Below are 15,805 nucleotides of genomic sequence, written 5' to 3'. Positions count from 1 at the left end.
CCCATAGACACCTGTTTTTTTGTTAGTATTCAAAAAAACCTATTGACACATTTGGTCAGATCAATTGTTTGTTGTTTGTAAGTAAATGTAAACAATTGTTTCAAAAGGAAGAAAGCACCTGAGGTTTAATGACTGATTATTTCCAAGGAAATTTCCCATTGCAATCTGTCCCACTGACAAAGAGTGCGGTAATAAGCCACGGCCAAACCGAAGAGGCGAGTGAAAAATTAGCTGCAACGATCGCTGTTGCGGCATCAGACCGCAAAGCAGGTGAGATTTTATTGCTGAAAGTAGCAGAGGTGTCTTACCTGGCTGATTACTTTGTGATGATGACTGGCTATTCTAAAGTACAGGTCAGGGCGATCGCTCAAGCAATTGAAGGAAAAGTCGAAACTGAGTTGCAACGCCGTCCCTTAAGGACGGAAGGAAAAGTTGAGGGGAGTTGGGTACTACAAGACTATGGTGATGTGATCGTTCACATCATGATGCCCAAGGAACGGGAGTTTTATAATTTAGAAGCGTTCTGGATTCATGCAGAGCGTATTTCCCTTCCAGAATCTGATGAGGGTGAGGATAAACCAACATGATTAGGTCTTCGGTTTCTAATTGCCCAGTTCCTACAGACCAACAACCGCTTAATGAATACGAAGAGTTAAAAACTTCCTGGCTGTTTCGTGATACTACTCTAGATTGGCGCGAGTATATCACGAAACTTGTTTGGATTTGGGGTTTATCTTGGCTTTTCGCAGGGCCTATAGCTGCGGCAAGTTTTGCACCTCACAAGTATATTGCACATTTTATTCTCTGTGGTGCAGCAGGAGCGAGTGTCGGGTTAGTGCTTATACTGGTAAGGTTGTACTTAGGCTGGTTCTACGTGTGCGATCGCCTTTGTAGTCCCACAGTCTTTTATGAAGAGTCCGGCTGGTACGACGGCCAAACTTGGATAAAACCACAGGAAGTCCTCAACCGCGATCGCTTAATTGTTGCATACGAAATCAAACCCATTCTGCGGCGGTTACAATTTACCTTTGCTGGCTTGGCGGGAATGTACGTTATTGGTACTATAGTTTGGCATTTGTTTTAAAAAGTCATTGGTCATTAGTCATTAGCTAAGGACTAATGACCAATGACCAATGACTAAATTAATTAAAAAAGGTAATAAATATAAACCCATGACAATGGGAAAACGAACTCAAGCCACAGCACTGGAAGTCCGGTTGCTGCGGGAAGGTATTATTGAATCCAGGCATATAGTCCAAGCTGTTGTCTGCGACGAACGAGGACGGGTTTTAACCGTTGCTGGAAATTCTGAAACTGCTGCATTTATCCGTTCAGCCCTCAAACCATTTCAGGCACTCGCAGTCACCACCACAGGTACACTGGAACGCTATCAACTCAGCGATCGCGACTTAGCAATTATTACAAGTTCCCATAAAGGCAGAATAGATCAAGTCCGACAGGTATTTAATATTCTTTGGCGGGCTGATCTTGACCCGACTATACTCCAGTGTCCAATTCCTGAAGGTAAGCGGAGTCCTTTAGAATACAATTGCTCTGGAAAACACGCAGGAATGTTAGCTGTTTGTCAGCAACGCCGTTGGCCCTTGAATAACTATTTGGATCGCAAGCACCCAATACAGCAGTTGATTTTGGGCAAAGTAGCAGAATTGCTGCGAATGCCAGCGGAAGAGTTTATCAGCGCTCATGATGACTGCGGCGCACCAACTTATCTGATGCAACTAGGTCACATGGCCTCTTTGTATGCCCTGTTAGCTTCTAGTACTAACTTGGATATGGAGCGTATTGTCCGTGCGATGACTCATCACCCCGCTTTGGTAGCAGGAGATGGAGAATTTGATACGGAACTGATGCGCTTAACTCCAGGGGAACTAGTCAGTAAAGCTGGAGCCGAAGGAGTGCAGTGCATTGGTAGACTCGGTGAAGGCATGGGATTGGCAATTAAAGTTATGGATGGGGCAAAGCGGGCAAAACACGCCGTTGCTATTCACTTACTCCAACAAATGGGTTGGATTAGTCCCAGCGCCGCACAAAGCCTCTCAGAGAAGTTTGTCACCTTAGGAAAATACAAGCGTTTAGAAGTAATTGGAGAATTATCATTTTTGTAGTTGCCAAACTCTTGACTATAGGTTATTATAAATAAGTCGAGAGCAACGCGGGATAGAGCAGCCTGGTAGCTCGTCGGGCTCAACGGGCAAAGTTAACTAGACGCTTATTAGTTAAGTTTGCTATGGGCGGCACATAAAGAAACTTATGTGCGTTTATCTGTCAAACTCGGGGAAGCCAATAGCGCGGTAATCCCGAACCAAGCTCCAGAAATGGAGAAGGTGTAGAGACTGGAAGGCAGACACCCTAACGCTAACGGCGAGGGTGAAGGGACAGTCCAGACCACAAACCAGTATATCTGGGCAACGAAAGTTGTAGTTGGTAAGCATAACCCGAAGGTCAGTGGTTCAAATCCACTTCCCGCCACCAAATTAAAATAAAACCCTGGAATTTGAAAAGATTCCGGGGTTTTATTTTATTTAATTATTTTTATTTTGCAGATGGACACAAAGCTTAGAGGAGACATAGCTGAACAAGCTGCTGTTATTCATGCCTTAAAGCGTGGTTGGGGAGTTTTGAAACCTGTTGGTGATAGACTACCTTATGATTTAGTATTTGATGTTGAGGGAACTCTAGTTAAAATTCAAGTCAAATATGCTTGGTTTGATAAACCTTCTGGCAATTATGTTGTAGATAATCGCCGCACTAAAACCAATCGGCGACAAATGCTTCGAGAAGCGTATACTCTAGCAGACTTTAATTTTGCTTTAGTTTATATAGAAAATCTTGACCTGTTTTATATCTTCCCAATAGACATATTTATTGGCTACGGTAGCGAAATACACCTTGTTGAAGCTGAGAAAAGACAGCGTAAACCGCGTTCTGCACAATATAGGAATGCTTGGGAGCTAATTTCAGCAAAATCTCTAAGTCAAGAAAGTTGTGGCTGTTCGGCTGTTGAACTTGAAAAAGCAGGTTTTTGATCTATTCTGGAAGAAATAGCCATCAAAAAGGCGCGGAGAATCATGGTTGTGAAGTTGCAGCGACCAATTTTAGTGGGAGGATTGGGACTGTCCTTTTCCCTGTGGATGTTGGACAGTTGGCACGATTCTATAGTGCAGGTGAGTGAGTTTGGTTTGTTGAGTGCTTTAGCTGTAGGCGGCGGTTTGTGGTTATTCCAACAAAATCGCCCGAAAGACAGTTTAGAGCAGCTAAATGGTATGGTTGTGGATCGGGCGACTGTGGAAAGTGCGATCGCTAAGACTGAGACTGTAATTAACCAATTAGCACAAGAATCAGAAAACCATCCGGCATTACAAACACTCAGAGAACAAGTTGCCCAATTGTTGCTGGAATTAGATAGACAAAAAATTAAAGTGGCTGTGACTGGCGGGAAATCCGTAGGTAAAAGCACTTTAATTAAAGTGCTAAAGCAAAATCTAGAGACACAAAATTTGGTGTCTTTAGAAGAAACAGCACCTTTATTTAGAGAAGTCGGTGAAAATTCAGATGCGGCTATTTTGGCAGAAGTAGCAAAATCTGATTTTGTTCTGTTCCTGACAAACGGTGATTTGACAGACTCAGAATTTCAAACCTTACAGCAGCTAAAGGCAGCAAATCAATCCACAATCCTGGTTTTCAACAAACAAGATCAGTATTTAACTGATGAAAGCGCCAGCATCTTTAGTCAATTGAAACAACGGATGCAGGGAAATGTAGTTGCAACTGCGGCCTCTCCTATAGCCATCAAAGTCCGAAAGCATGAGGCTGATGGTTCTGTGCAAGAGTGGATGGAACAACCAGCAGCAGATATCCAGCAGTTGACGCAGCAGTTGGGTGAAGCTTTGGTACAGCAAGGACAACGCCTGGTTTGGGTGACAACCATGAGAAAAGCTGGGTTGTTGAAAGCTGAGGCGAAAAACTGGCTGAATGGAACCAGACGCGATCGCGCCACTCCAATTATTGAACAATATCAATGGATAGCTGCTGCTGCTGCCTTTGCTAACCCAGTCCCAGCCCTTGATATTCTGGCGACTGCGGCAATTAATGCTCAAATGGTAATGGATTTGGGTAATATCTATCAGCAGAAATTTTCCCTTGAACAAGCACAAACCGTAGCTGGAGCAATGGGAAGTTTAATGCTGAAACTGGGTTTAGTTGAACTTTCTACAAAGGCTATTAGTACTGTTCTGAAAAGTAATGCCGTTACCTTTGTTGCTGGTGGCGTAGTTCAGGGAGTCAGTGCAGCTTATTTGACCAGAGTCGCAGGGTTAAGTCTAGTTGAGTATTTCCAACACCAGGAAATAGCAATAGATTCTGGGACTGGTTTGAATTTGGAGAATTTACGGCAAACATTGCAAAAGGTGTTTCAGCAAAATCAGCAGATTGGTTTTTTGCAGGGGTTTGTTAAGCAAGGCGTAAAGCGTTTGTTGCCAGAGGTGCAGCAGGTTGAAGTAGTTGGTGTTCAGAAGGCGGTAGGATAAATTGATGCAGAAAATTACCATATTTTGGATTTTGGATTTTGGATTGGATGATTCAAAATTCAAAATCCAAACTTGGTTTCAATCACTCGATTTTAATTTGGGATCAAAAATAAACATCTTTATTTCAAGAAAGATATTTGTTTATCCATCTCCATCTGGTTAATCCAAAATTGGCTGACACTTAGCTGGTGCTGTAGATGAACCTAAAATTTACCCAAGCCTATGTTTAGGCTTGGGTGTATCTAACAATTATTGTGAGAATTGAAAGTTAGAAAAAAATTGTGAATAAGGGTAATTAGCTAAACAGCACCACTGTTTCTATTAAACAGAATAGCTATAGTTTTGAAAATTAGCTTTAAATCGTACACCAAACTCCAATTTTTTTGATACTGCAAATCCAGACGAATTACATCTTCAAAACTACGGACTGTAGAACGTCCATTTACCTGCCATTCGCCAGTCATACCAGGTTTAACATCTAAACGTTGCCACTCTGGTACTTCGTAGCGTTCGACTTCATCAGGTGTAGGTGGTCGAGTACCGACTAAACTCATTTGTCCTTTGAGGACGTTCCAAAATTGTGGCAGTTCATCAAGACTAGTTCGCCGTAAAAAACGCCCTACTTTGGTAATTCTGGGATCATTATCATTCTTGAAAAAAGCACCTTGCACTTGGTTTTTGACTTGGGATTTCTTCGCTTCCGCATCCACACACATGGAGCGGAATTTCCAAATCTGAAACCGCTTACCCATCCAGCCACAGCGGGTTTGACTAAAGAAAATTGGGCCGGGATCATTAATTTGAATAGCGATCGCAATCGGAATAAACAAAACTCCTGTAATTAATAAACCGACCACAGATCCCACAATGTCTAATAACCGTTTCATCCAAGATGCCACAGAAGGATGAGTAGTGGGTAACTGCTCTACTTTACGGGAAGTTGTCTTCCGATTATCTACTAAGTCTTCTTGTTTGATTAACGACCCATCACCCACAAGCTCTAGGGGAAAAACTTGATCCAATCCGGTGAGTTTTAAGACTGCCATTACCTGAGGTGTTACATTCCGCAGTGTTAATGTAATCCCTTTGGTCTGGGCGTATTTAAAATTACTGACCAGGGCCCCTAAACCACTGCTATCCATAAAAGTAGTTTGGTGAAAATCAATAATGATTTGCTTGGGATGTGAATTGGGCTGGATTAAGCCTTGGCAGGTTTGCTTAAACCCTAAAGCCTCCAGCACGCTCAACCGTGCGGGCACCTGCACTATAGCCGTGTCGTTTAGGGAATTAACTGGAAAATCGACCTCTGTCGGTTGGCTAGTCATGAAGCTTTGCACTTTCGTTGCCATGTATAATGTAATCTGCCAAACATTATTTTGTCCTACAAAATTACCTAACCTAATATTGGAATCAGTAGTAGTAAGGACTAATTGCTATTTACCGGGGCTGAGATTGGAGATCGCTAGCGACGATTCACAATAGAACAAGAAGCCAAAAAACATCCTTGCTGTTGTGCCGACGCAGCGCGATCGCGTTGCTCTCATCAAATGATTGCTAAAAATACGGTTACACCTACCGCACGCCTGGTTGAGGTCTTTTCTGCCATTCAAGGGGAAGGACTGAATGTAGGGACGCGTCAGATATTTATTCGTTTTGCTTTGTGTGATTTGCGCTGTCACTTTTGTGATAGTGCCCACACTTGGAATGCACCTGCAACTTGTCGGATAGAGCGATCGCCTGGATTGCGCGACTTTGAAATCCACTCTAACCCTGTCCCATTACCCATCTTAATCAAATGGGTGGAACAGCAAAATTTACCTTGTCTACACGATAGCATTAGCTTAACTGGAGGCGAACCACTTCTTCATGCCTCATTTCTAACGCAGTTTCTACCCCAAGTGCGAGCCATAACTGGTCTACCTGTATACTTAGAAACTGGCGGACATCGCCCAGAACAACTAGCAATGATTCTCCCCTACTTAGACTCTGTAGGTATGGATTTCAAATTGCCCAGTGTTAGCGGCGAAAGTCATTGGCAAGAACATAGTAAATTTCTCCAGTTATGTTATGACTCATATTTAAATGTTTTTGTCAAGATAATTGTGTCTCAAAACACAGATCCCGCCGAGTTAGAACGTTCAGCTTCCTTGGTGGCAGAGGTTAGTCCAGATATCTCAGTATTTTTACAACCTGTTACGCCTTTGGCAGTATCTGAACAATTTTCCCCAATACCTATGCTTGCGCCTTCGAGCGATCAAGTTTTGACGTGGCAAGCTTTGATGAAGGGCTTTGTCAGGCACGTGCGTGTAATACCCCAGACGCATAAAATGCTGAACCAACTGTAAAATTTGAGTTTGATGAAGATGTAATCAAGAAAAAAGTAAGATTTTATGAAATGGTTAGGGCGGCTTTGCAATTCGCAATTCGCAATTCGCACTCTTGCTAACGCCCCGCTTCGCTAACGCAATTACGTTTTGTGTTAGCGTTCGCGTAGCGTCTCGTGGAGAAGCGTTAGCGAGTCTGCGTTCGCTTTTAGCGTCTCGTAGAGAGCGTCCGGGGATTTAGCTTAGGCTTCAATTCGCACTGCCCTTCAAAGGCTAGGACTTAAACCCCCAAAGTTCCTTAAAAAGTCAGGGGTTTAAATCCATTACAGAAGTAGCTTAATCATTGCTATTTTTGAATTTACGTTGCAACTGTTTTAGCGATTGATACATATCTGGCAGGCGACCATAAACAGCAGATACCTTGAGATATAGTTTGTAAGGAAGGGCTGGAGTTCCGCAGACAATTTCTCCTGGTGCAACATCGTTGTGAATTCCAGTTTGAGCAGATGTCATCGACCCATCTCCCATCTTCACTTGATTGACTATTCCTGTTTGTCCAGCCAAAATAACGCGATTTCCGAGTTTAACGCCTCCCGCCATGCCAACTTGACCTGCGATCGCACAACCAGAACCGATTTGGCAACCATGACCTATTTGCACTAAGTTATCAATCACTGTATTGCGACCTACTCGTGTTTCTCCCACTGCTGGGCGGTCAATGCCAGTGTTACAGCCAACTTCTACACCATCTTCTAAGACTGTACAGCCTGATTGTTCCATTTTGAACCAACCAGTCCGGGTAGGAACAAAACCAAAGCCTTCTGCACCAATAACAGCACCACTGTGAATGACGCAATCTGCACCGATGCGGGTGCGTTCGTGGATGGTACAGTTGGCGTGTAAGGTGGTGCGATCGCCTATTTTGACATCTGGATAAATCACTACATTGGGATGAATGATTGCGCCATTGCCAATTTCTACCCCTTGTTGAATCACAGCATGGGGGCCAATATAAACATCACTACCAACTTTTGCGGTGGAGTGAATCACAGCTGTGGGATGAATTTCTGGGGTAGGGCGATATGGTTGGTAAAAAAGTGCGATCGCTTTGGCAAACAATAATCGCGGATCTGGGGTTGCTAGCCAAACAATACCTCTCTCTTGTGCAAGCGCCTGTAATTTTTCATCCTGGGGCAAAATTAAAGCACTAGCATTGGTATTACCGACAAAAGATTTAAATTTTGCACCTTCTACGTAACAGAGAGTACCGACGCTAGCTTCATCAATGGCTGCTACCCCTGTAATTTCTGGGTCTTGGTCTGGGTTGCTAGTCAGGCTATTATTGGTGGCCGCGTCACCAAATTGACGGAGGATTTCGCTGAATTTCATTGTTGGGTGTGTTCAAAATTGATCTATGATGGCAAAATAATTTTCCCTCTTTATGTTCCAATACAATAATTTTGTAGACGCGTAGCAGTAAGCTAATCAGATTTTTCCTAACTTCGCTTCAGGTTGGAATACTTTACCGACATTCTTCTTTTGATGGCTCTCGTTGTAAAGATGAGCCTATCAGTAGTGTCTTGAGGCGTTGATTATCTTCGGCTGCGATCGTTTCACCATAGTGATGAAGTTGAAAAAGCTGGCAATAACGGTTTTGTTTGGCGCAAATCAAGCAGCCATAGGCATGATTGCCATTAGTACCGCACAGCCGATGTCCCATCACTGGGCCTAGAGAAATACTTTGTTCACTAGCAACTGTGCTGAGAATTGAGCGCAGTTTTGACTCGAATTCCAATGACAAGTATTGCTTACGTCCTGGTTGTGTACGATCCCATTCTGGAACGATTAACTCTTGTTTTAACAGACTCGCTTCAATCTCCTCAGACATGACAAGCCCAGACAAAATAACGTGACGGGAAACATGAGGTAACAGTGTGCGTGCTAATTGCCACATTAAAGCTTCATCAAACCACTCTTCAACCAGTGGACGCAGATACCAACAACACGGAATGCCAAGTTTTACTAAATCTTGTAGCAACTGTACCCGACTCTGAATTGAGGCTTGCTCATAGCCTGGTTTCAAGGGTGGTAGACTGACAAACACAGTGACTCGAAGTGAATTAGGTCGCTCTAGAGTTGTTTTGAGGCGCTCTAGAAAAGATTGACCAGGATGGACTTTGGTGGTGATATAGACTATGTTGGCGGCTTTGCGGTCAATCAGTGCATCCAGAATTGAGAGTACACGTTCTCGATGGGCTGGAATAAAGGGATCAGAGTAGTCGCATAGTGAAATCGGAAAACCCTTTTGTCCTTCCTCTGTAGCAAAAATGCAGTTTAGCAAAATATCAAGCAAGTCAACCGGAGATGAGACATCCTGAAAGTTTTGTGGATAATGATGCCAGTCACGGTCTTGATGACAGACACAATAGGCACATTCAATTGGACAACGATTCTGGGCATTTGGCAGAAATGGATTGAGACTGAAGTATTTAACAGCACGCTCCTCATCAGGAACACCAAGTACTGGAAAACCATGCAGCATATACTGGCTAGCGTGTAACGTAATTTCAGACGCAGTATTTTTATCAGTGATCATATATTTTTCATGAAAAAAGTAATACACCCGGAAAAATTTGCCTTCTCTAGGGTGGCTGGTGTGAATGTGGAGTGGCAAGGTGGGAAATGCTAAATAATTAGTATGAATTTTTATAAGTAAATATAGCTAAGTAGCGATCGCTTCTTCGTAGATATTTTGTAAATGAATTGAGGTTAACACGCAGAAAAGTCTAAGCGCTGAAAGTCGGCGCTCAGGTTAGAGAGGTTAGAGAGACGCGATAAATCGCCGTCTCTACAAGGAATTTATCCATCAATTATTTATTGACAGACTACTAGTACAGCACGGCGGAAATAAACCATCCATTCCCAATCAACAAAACCCTTACGCTGTCTTCATTTTTAATTTTTAATTTTTAATTCCGCCTTGCGGTACTAGTCGCTAGTCGCCATTGCTATTCCTGCTAAATACCCGGTTGTCCAAGCACTTTGGAAGTTAAACCCGCCGGTAACGCCATCAATATCTAAGATTTCTCCGGCAAAATAAACACCAGGAACTAATCTACTTTCCATAGTCTTGAAGTTGACTTCTTTGAGGTTGACGCCGCCACAGGTAACAAATTCTTCTTTGAAGGCTCCTTTGCCGTTGATTAAGTATTGTCCCTGAGTAAGTTCTTGCACCAGTTGATTTAAGGTTTTACTAGATATTTCTGCCCAACGGTCTTCTGTAGTAATGCCTACACGGGCAATGATATATTGCCAGAGACGATGGGGTAACTCAACGCCGCGATGCAATGCGATCGCTTTCTTTCCCCATTTATCCTTAACTGCTAAAACTTTTTCTCGCACTTGTTCTTGTTGCAAATCAGGTAGCCAATTAATCAATAATGTGGCTTGATAGCGGCTTTCGTGCAGGACTCTTGCACCCCAAGCAGAAAGTTTCAAAACAGCGGGGCCACTCAAACCCCAGTGGGTAATTAGCAATGGCCCAGTTTGTTGTAATTTGGATTTTCCGCCGGCAGATAACCGCAATTGGGCAGGGTTAACGCTAACTCCAGCTAAATCCCGCAGCTTTTGATCGACAATGTTGAAGGTAAATAACGAGGGTACTGGCGGTTCAATTTGATGACCTAATTCTCGGACAATTTTATAACCCGCAAGGCTACTGCCGGTTGCCAAAAGTAAGCGATCGCATTTAATCGTCTCTCCCGACTTCAAAAGAATATCAAACCCCCCATCTGCTGAGGTTCGTTTCACTGAAGTTACGTGTGTACCGATACGGAGTTTTACCCCAGATTTCGCCACCGATTTAATCAGACATTCCACAATGGTTTCTGAAGTATTGGTGACAGGAAACATCCGGCCATCGGCTTCTTTTTTTAGATAGACTCCACTAGCAGCAAACCAAGCTACTGTTTCTTGAGGCCCAAACCGAGTCAAAGCACCCCGCAAAGCTTTTGCACCTCTGGGGTAATTTTGCACTAATTCCTCCGGATCAAAGCAAGCGTGAGTGACGTTGCAGCGTCCGCCGCCAGAAATTAGCACTTTCGCTAGAGGTTGGCGACTGGCTTCGAGTAAAGTAACTTCGGCTTCAGGATTAGCTTTAGCACAAGCGATCGCGCCAAAAAATCCCGCAGCCCCACCCCCAATAACTACAATTTGTAACGGTAGCAAGTTCTAAAATTTCTCAATAGCACGTACTTTACTAGGCTAGCCGTTATCTTCACTCTTCAACTAGTTCAAATTCCTCTTTTGTGGCACCGCAAACGGGGCATGACCAATCATCTGGTATATCTTCAAACATTGTTCCCGGTGCTATCTCACTATCTGGATCGCCTACTTCTGGGTCATATTCATAGCCGCAAACAGTACATAGATACTTTGCCATGTTCCTTTCCCCTAGTAAATTGTTGGCATTGCTTCAATATTAAATACTTTTGGCAGTCCTCTCTTGTTAAAAACGCCACCATGTCCTTTGGGCGTAACTGATAATCCCAATTGCGATCGCCCCAAGTAGTAATAGCCAAATTATTCCACCTGGAATAAAGGTGAGAATACCAAAGCCTCTCAGTACCCAGACGGCGACGCTAACGCCAAGAAGGATACCAAAAATCTGGATTAATCTACGATTTAAAGAAGATTGACTCACTTACTTTTCCTCTCAACTCAACAGACATTACATTTAATATTGATAATTAAGATATGAAGTTACGATGAAGTTGCAGTTTCATCAGAAATAATACGTAAAAATCGAGATATGCTATCCAAAAGTTGGGGTAAGGTACTTGATATTAGTTCGTCTTTGTGCAATTCTAGCTGTTAATAATGCAGTTTTTCATTTACAAGTATTACTTTGATAAAACTCACTTAAGTACTAATTGTGTTAATTGTGAGAAAGAATACAGTTTTTACAGTAAAGTGACTGAAATAATTAGCAAAAAATCACTGTTTCCGGAAAAAATAAGGATTAGACTGGAACTAAATTTAATGGGTTGGATTTAAATCAAGTTTTATGGCTTGTAATTTCAACTCCATTTTAGGTGGATGAGTTGAGGAGTAACTTAAATCATTATGTCTGCGTCTTATATATCAGACTCAATTATTGCAGGTTCAGATATGGCTTGGAATCAAGACAAGCAAAAGTTGCTGGTACAGGGTGAAATTTTTGTAGAAACGCGATCGCACAAGACATGTGGTGGTGCGGTGACTGCCTGGATGTATTTGCCGATGGTGCGATCGCATGTTTGGCAGCAATTAACTGATTACCCCCGCTGGGTACAATATTTTCCCGATATCACCCAGAGCGAGGTATTACATAAAGGTGAAGTGAAACGTCTGTATCAAGCAGCACAAAAAGCCTTCTTCTTTTTCACAGCTCAAGTGGAAATTTACCTCAACGTTGTAGAAGTGCTGGGGCAGCAAATTCAATTTCGCATGGAAAAAGGGACTTTTGAGGACTTTAACGCCAATTTAGAACTCAAAGATTGTGGTAATGGCACAATACTTGCTTACACTGTCCAAGCTACCCCTCTGATTCCAATTCCATCAATTTTCATTCAACAAGCAATGAATTTAGAATTGCCTGCAAATATGCGTAAAATGCGACAAGTTATTTGTAAGGGTTAATCAATTTTGGATTTTAGATTTTAGATTTTAGATTAACCTCACGGATGAATCGGCTTGATCTGAATATTGAGAGTTTTGGGGGCTTTCAGCATCGCAAAAGCATTTTGGATCGTACCTCAAGTTCACAGGAAGAGGAGTTTTTTGCAGAAGCTAAGTTCATTTTTCTAGAATAGTTCACTACAAAGACGCTTTCTCTCGTGGAGAAAGCGTCTTGCTAATGGGTAAATACCTGAAAATTGCTTCAATTAGCTAGTAAATACCTCGACAGGTAAGCGACTAAAAGAAAGACGCTCATTTTGGACATCTACAAAGATGGTGTCGCCGTCGTTGAATTCACCGCGCAAGATGGATTTAGCAATTTGAGTTTCCAACTCTCGCTGAATCGCCCGCTTCAGTGGACGCGCCCCATACACGGGGTCATATCCTACTTCTGCTAAAAAGTCAAGTGCAGTATCCGAGAGTTTGAGGGATATTTTGCGATCGCTCAATCTTTGGCGCAATCTCTCCACTTGCAGTAGCACAATTTGCCGCAATTCCTTCTTATCTAAACCGTGGAAGATGATGATTTCGTCAATCCGGTTCAGGAATTCTGGACGGAAACTATTTCGCATTGCTTCCATCACCCGACGGCGCATTTCGTCGTAATGGGCGTTATCCCCAGCGACATCAAGAATGTACTGTGAACCGATGTTGCTGGTCATGATGATAATAGCGTTCTTAAAGTCCACCTTGTGACCTTGGGCATCAGTGACGCGACCATCATCGAGAATTTGCAAGAATATATTGAAGACATCGGGGTGTGCTTTCTCAATTTCGTCGAAGAGAATCACTGAGTAAGGACGGCGGCGAATCGCTTCTGTAAGTTGTCCGCCTTCTTCATAACCCACATATCCTGGAGGCGCACCGATTAAGCGGGAGACGGCGTGTTTCTCCATGTACTCAGACATATCGATTCGCACCAGTGCATCTTCACTGTCGAACATAAACGCCGCTAGCGCTTTCGCCAACTCAGTTTTACCCACACCCGTAGGCCCAAGGAAAATAAAGCTAGCAATGGGACGATTAGGATCAGCCAGTCCAGCCCGCGATCGCTGAATTGCATCCGCTACAGCTGTGACTGCTTCTTCTTGTCCAATCACGCGGTGGTGCAGTTCATCTTCTAAATGCAGCAGTTTATCTTTCTCAGATTCCACCAACTTGCTGATGGGAATTCCTGTCCATTTAGAAATAATTTCGGCAATATCAGCTTCAGTGACTTCTTCCCGCAATAGTGATTTACCACTTTTTTGAGTGCTTGCCAATTCAGATTCTACTGTTTCCAATTGACGATGCAAACTGGTTAAATTGCCGTATTTTAACTCAGCAGCGCGGTTAAGGTCGTAGTCGCGTTCTGCTTGCTGAATCTCTAAGTTGACCCGTTCAATCTCTTTTTTAACAGACTGAATTTTGTCAATGATATCTTTTTCAGACTGCCATTGAGTATTCAGCGTTCTTTGTTCTTCTTTGAAATCAGCAATTTCTTTTTCGAGTCTTTCTAGACGTTCACGAGAGGCTGCATCGCTTTCTTTTTGCAGCGATAGCTTCTCCATTTCCAATTGCAGAATCTTGCGATCGATTTCGTCGAGTTCTTCTGGTTTGGAGGTTATCTCCATTTTCAGTCTAGCGGCGGCTTCGTCTACCAAATCAATGGCTTTATCAGGGAGGAAGCGATCGCTAATATAACGACTCGACAATACGGCGGCGGCAACTAAAGCACTATCAGAAATCTTCACCCCGTGGTGGTTTTCATAACGTTCTCTCAACCCGCGCAAAATCGAAATACTATCTTCTACACTTGGCTGATCGACATAAACTTGCTGGAAGCGTCTTTCTAGTGCAGCATCTTTTTCGATATGTTTGCGGTATTCATCCAGAGTTGTCGCCCCAATACAGCGCAATTCGCCCCGCGCCAACATCGGTTTTAATAAGTTACCCGCATCCATCGCGCCTTGGGTTGCACCAGCGCCGACAACGGTGTGAATTTCATCAATAAATAAAACAATATTGCCGCCAGATTCAGTAACTTCTTTTAATACCGCTTTCAGGCGTTCTTCAAATTCACCCCGGAATTTTGCCCCCGCAATCAAAGCACCCATATCTAAAGAAATCAGCTTGCGGTCTTTGAGGGATTGGGGTACATCGCCTGCGATAATGCGCTGTGCTAATCCTTCAGCGATCGCAGTTTTACCAACACCCGGTTCACCAATTAGCACAGGGTTATTTTTGGTGCGGCGAGAGAGAATTTGGACAGTGCGACGAATCTCATCATCCCGTCCAATCACTGGATCGAGTTGACCTTTACGTGCAGCTTCGGTGAGGTCACGCCCGTATTTTTCCAGTGCTTCGTATTTGCCTTCTGGATTTTGGTCGGTCACTTTTTGGCTCCCACGAATTTGTTTAATAATATTTTTTAGCTTGCCTTCGTCTAAACCGAATTCTTGGAATAAAGCTTTGCCAAAGCGGTCATCTTTAGCGTAAGCCAGCAATAAGTGTTCAATTGAAATATATTCGTCTTGAAACTCCTTGCGATACCCATCCGCTCGGTCTAAAAGCGTATCCAAGCTGCGTCCCAAGTAGACAGAACTGCTGCTACCAGATACTTTTGGTTGACGTTTAAAAAATTGTTCAGTGCGATCGCGCAGTTTTTGGAGGTTAACACCCGCTTTTGTGAGAATCCCTGTTGCTAGACCATCTTGTTCTAGCAGCGCTTTCATCAGGTGTTCACTTTCTATCTGCTGTTGTTGATATTGTTTAACAATATCCGGGGTATGGGCGATCGCTTCCCAGGCTTTTTCTGTAAATTGATTAGGATTAGTAGGTTGCATATAGGCAGGCTTTTAGAGAAACCACTCTAGGCGCACAAGGCACAGAGAGACAAATAGTCTCCCATAAAGACATTGTAAAAAAAGGTAAGCTCTTAGCTGGATCGGTCTTCACGTCTTTGTAGAGTAGTAGTATTACCGCCCTTGCTGGTTTTGCTACCGTCTTTTGGTTTGTCTACAAACAAATTTCCCAGGCTAAAGACACACTAAAGCGATCGCCCTGAGCATCCTAGCATCATAATCATCAGAAATTTAATTTAAATTAACTTATTGCTGATATTCAGTAAATTTCTGTTAACAGAGTGCTAGCACAATGAATATAATGAGTTTCTAGGGAGTCGCAGCTAGTTTTATTGATAAATTGAGTAAAATGAATGTATAATACTACGATCTG

At 43.0% G+C, this 15,805-nt stretch carries 14 protein-coding genes; 7 read left to right on the top strand and 7 right to left on the bottom strand.

The features are described from left to right. The first annotated feature begins 128 nt into the window (after positions 1–128). The 5 genes from rsfS (at position 129) to A4S05_RS15590 (ending at position 4,547) form a co-directional block, all read left to right on the top strand. Complete coding sequence (rsfS, locus tag A4S05_RS15610) at positions 129–587, top strand: ribosome silencing factor (protein ID WP_069070740.1); 459 nt, start codon at positions 129–131, stop codon at positions 585–587. Beyond that, positions 584–1,084, top strand: coding sequence for a CGLD27 family protein (locus A4S05_RS15605; protein ID WP_069070739.1), 501 nt, complete (start codon positions 584–586; stop codon positions 1,082–1,084). Before rsfS ends, A4S05_RS15605 begins: the two co-directional genes overlap by 4 nt. Before the next feature lie 88 nt (positions 1,085–1,172). Next, complete coding sequence (locus A4S05_RS15600; protein WP_069070795.1) at positions 1,173–2,126, top strand: asparaginase; 954 nt, start codon at positions 1,173–1,175, stop codon at positions 2,124–2,126. Positions 2,127–2,564: 438 nt separating this feature from the next. Further along, positions 2,565–3,047 carry a group I intron-associated PD-(D/E)XK endonuclease gene (locus A4S05_RS15595; protein WP_069070738.1) on the top strand — a complete coding sequence of 161 codons (483 nt, stop codon included), beginning with the start codon at positions 2,565–2,567 and terminating at the stop codon, positions 3,045–3,047. Positions 3,048–3,089: 42 nt separating this feature from the next. Next, positions 3,090–4,547 (top strand): YcjF family protein, encoded by a 1,458-nt coding sequence (locus A4S05_RS15590; RefSeq protein ID WP_069070737.1) that lies wholly within the window; start codon positions 3,090–3,092, stop codon positions 4,545–4,547. Between the two features lie 299 nt (positions 4,548–4,846). Here A4S05_RS15590 and A4S05_RS15585 read toward each other — a convergent pair whose 3' ends face one another. Then, positions 4,847–5,896: a sugar transferase gene (locus tag A4S05_RS15585; protein ID WP_069070736.1), complete on the bottom strand. Its 1,050-nt coding sequence runs from the start codon at positions 5,894–5,896 to the stop codon at positions 4,847–4,849. Positions 5,897–6,094: 198 nt separating this feature from the next. On the opposite strand from A4S05_RS15585, the gene A4S05_RS15580 reads away from it, so the two are divergent. Continuing rightward, positions 6,095–6,892 (top strand): 7-carboxy-7-deazaguanine synthase QueE, encoded by a 798-nt coding sequence (locus A4S05_RS15580; RefSeq protein WP_069070735.1) that lies wholly within the window; start codon positions 6,095–6,097, stop codon positions 6,890–6,892. A gap of 315 nt (positions 6,893–7,207) precedes the next feature. Here A4S05_RS15580 and lpxD read toward each other — a convergent pair whose 3' ends face one another. From lpxD to A4S05_RS15555, 5 genes are all read right to left on the bottom strand, one after another. After that, positions 7,208–8,260 (bottom strand): UDP-3-O-(3-hydroxymyristoyl)glucosamine N-acyltransferase, encoded by a 1,053-nt coding sequence (gene lpxD, locus A4S05_RS15575; protein ID WP_069070734.1) that lies wholly within the window; start codon positions 8,258–8,260, stop codon positions 7,208–7,210. A gap of 133 nt (positions 8,261–8,393) precedes the next feature. Next, entirely contained in the window at positions 8,394–9,467 is a 1,074-nt protein-coding gene (locus tag A4S05_RS15570) for a hypothetical protein (RefSeq protein WP_069070733.1), read from the bottom strand. Between the two features lie 392 nt (positions 9,468–9,859). Continuing rightward, positions 9,860–11,098: a BaiN/RdsA family NAD(P)/FAD-dependent oxidoreductase gene (locus tag A4S05_RS15565; RefSeq protein WP_069070732.1), complete on the bottom strand. Its 1,239-nt coding sequence runs from the start codon at positions 11,096–11,098 to the stop codon at positions 9,860–9,862. Positions 11,099–11,147: 49 nt separating this feature from the next. Continuing rightward, entirely contained in the window at positions 11,148–11,312 is a 165-nt protein-coding gene (gene rd, locus A4S05_RS15560; RefSeq protein ID WP_069070731.1) for a rubredoxin, read from the bottom strand. Between the two features lie 66 nt (positions 11,313–11,378). Next, positions 11,379–11,573: a hypothetical protein gene (locus tag A4S05_RS15555; protein ID WP_069070730.1), complete on the bottom strand. Its 195-nt coding sequence runs from the start codon at positions 11,571–11,573 to the stop codon at positions 11,379–11,381. A 422-nt stretch (positions 11,574–11,995) separates the two neighbouring features. On the opposite strand from A4S05_RS15555, the gene A4S05_RS15550 reads away from it, so the two are divergent. After that, positions 11,996–12,550: an SRPBCC family protein gene (locus A4S05_RS15550; RefSeq protein ID WP_069070729.1), complete on the top strand. Its 555-nt coding sequence runs from the start codon at positions 11,996–11,998 to the stop codon at positions 12,548–12,550. Positions 12,551–12,795: 245 nt separating this feature from the next. Here A4S05_RS15550 and clpB read toward each other — a convergent pair whose 3' ends face one another. Then, a complete protein-coding gene (gene clpB, locus A4S05_RS15545; RefSeq protein ID WP_069070728.1) occupies positions 12,796–15,414 on the bottom strand; it encodes an ATP-dependent chaperone ClpB in 2,619 nt (872 codons plus the stop codon). Positions 15,415–15,805 lie beyond the last annotated feature (391 nt).

The organism is Nostoc sp. KVJ20 (genome assembly GCF_001712795.1).
Lineage (GTDB): Bacteria > Cyanobacteriota > Cyanobacteriia > Cyanobacteriales > Nostocaceae > Nostoc.
Note: the sequence above shows the minus strand (reverse complement) of the source record. Positions and strands in the feature narration are given on the sequence as shown.

Bases quoted from the DNA above. Each gene is read 5' to 3' on its own strand.
- A4S05_RS15595 (WP_069070738.1), top strand. From the start codon at position 2,565: ATGGACACAAAGCTTAGAGGAGACATAGCTGAACAAGCTGCTGTTATT.
- A4S05_RS15550 (WP_069070729.1), top strand. From the start codon at position 11,996: ATGTCTGCGTCTTATATATCAGACTCAATTATTGCAGGTTCAGATATG.
- A4S05_RS15570 (WP_069070733.1), bottom strand. From the start codon at position 9,467: ATGATCACTGATAAAAATACTGCGTCTGAAATTACGTTACACGCTAGC.
- clpB (WP_069070728.1), bottom strand. From the start codon at position 15,414: ATGCAACCTACTAATCCTAATCAATTTACAGAAAAAGCCTGGGAAGCG.
- lpxD (WP_069070734.1), bottom strand. From the start codon at position 8,260: ATGAAATTCAGCGAAATCCTCCGTCAATTTGGTGACGCGGCCACCAAT.
- rd (WP_069070731.1), bottom strand. From the start codon at position 11,312: ATGGCAAAGTATCTATGTACTGTTTGCGGCTATGAATATGACCCAGAA.
- A4S05_RS15580 (WP_069070735.1), top strand. From the start codon at position 6,095: ATGATTGCTAAAAATACGGTTACACCTACCGCACGCCTGGTTGAGGTC.
- A4S05_RS15585 (WP_069070736.1), bottom strand. From the start codon at position 5,896: ATGGCAACGAAAGTGCAAAGCTTCATGACTAGCCAACCGACAGAGGTC.
- A4S05_RS15590 (WP_069070737.1), top strand. From the start codon at position 3,090: ATGGTTGTGAAGTTGCAGCGACCAATTTTAGTGGGAGGATTGGGACTG.
- A4S05_RS15600 (WP_069070795.1), top strand. From the start codon at position 1,173: ATGACAATGGGAAAACGAACTCAAGCCACAGCACTGGAAGTCCGGTTG.
- A4S05_RS15605 (WP_069070739.1), top strand. From the start codon at position 584: ATGATTAGGTCTTCGGTTTCTAATTGCCCAGTTCCTACAGACCAACAA.
- rsfS (WP_069070740.1), top strand. From the start codon at position 129: ATGACTGATTATTTCCAAGGAAATTTCCCATTGCAATCTGTCCCACTG.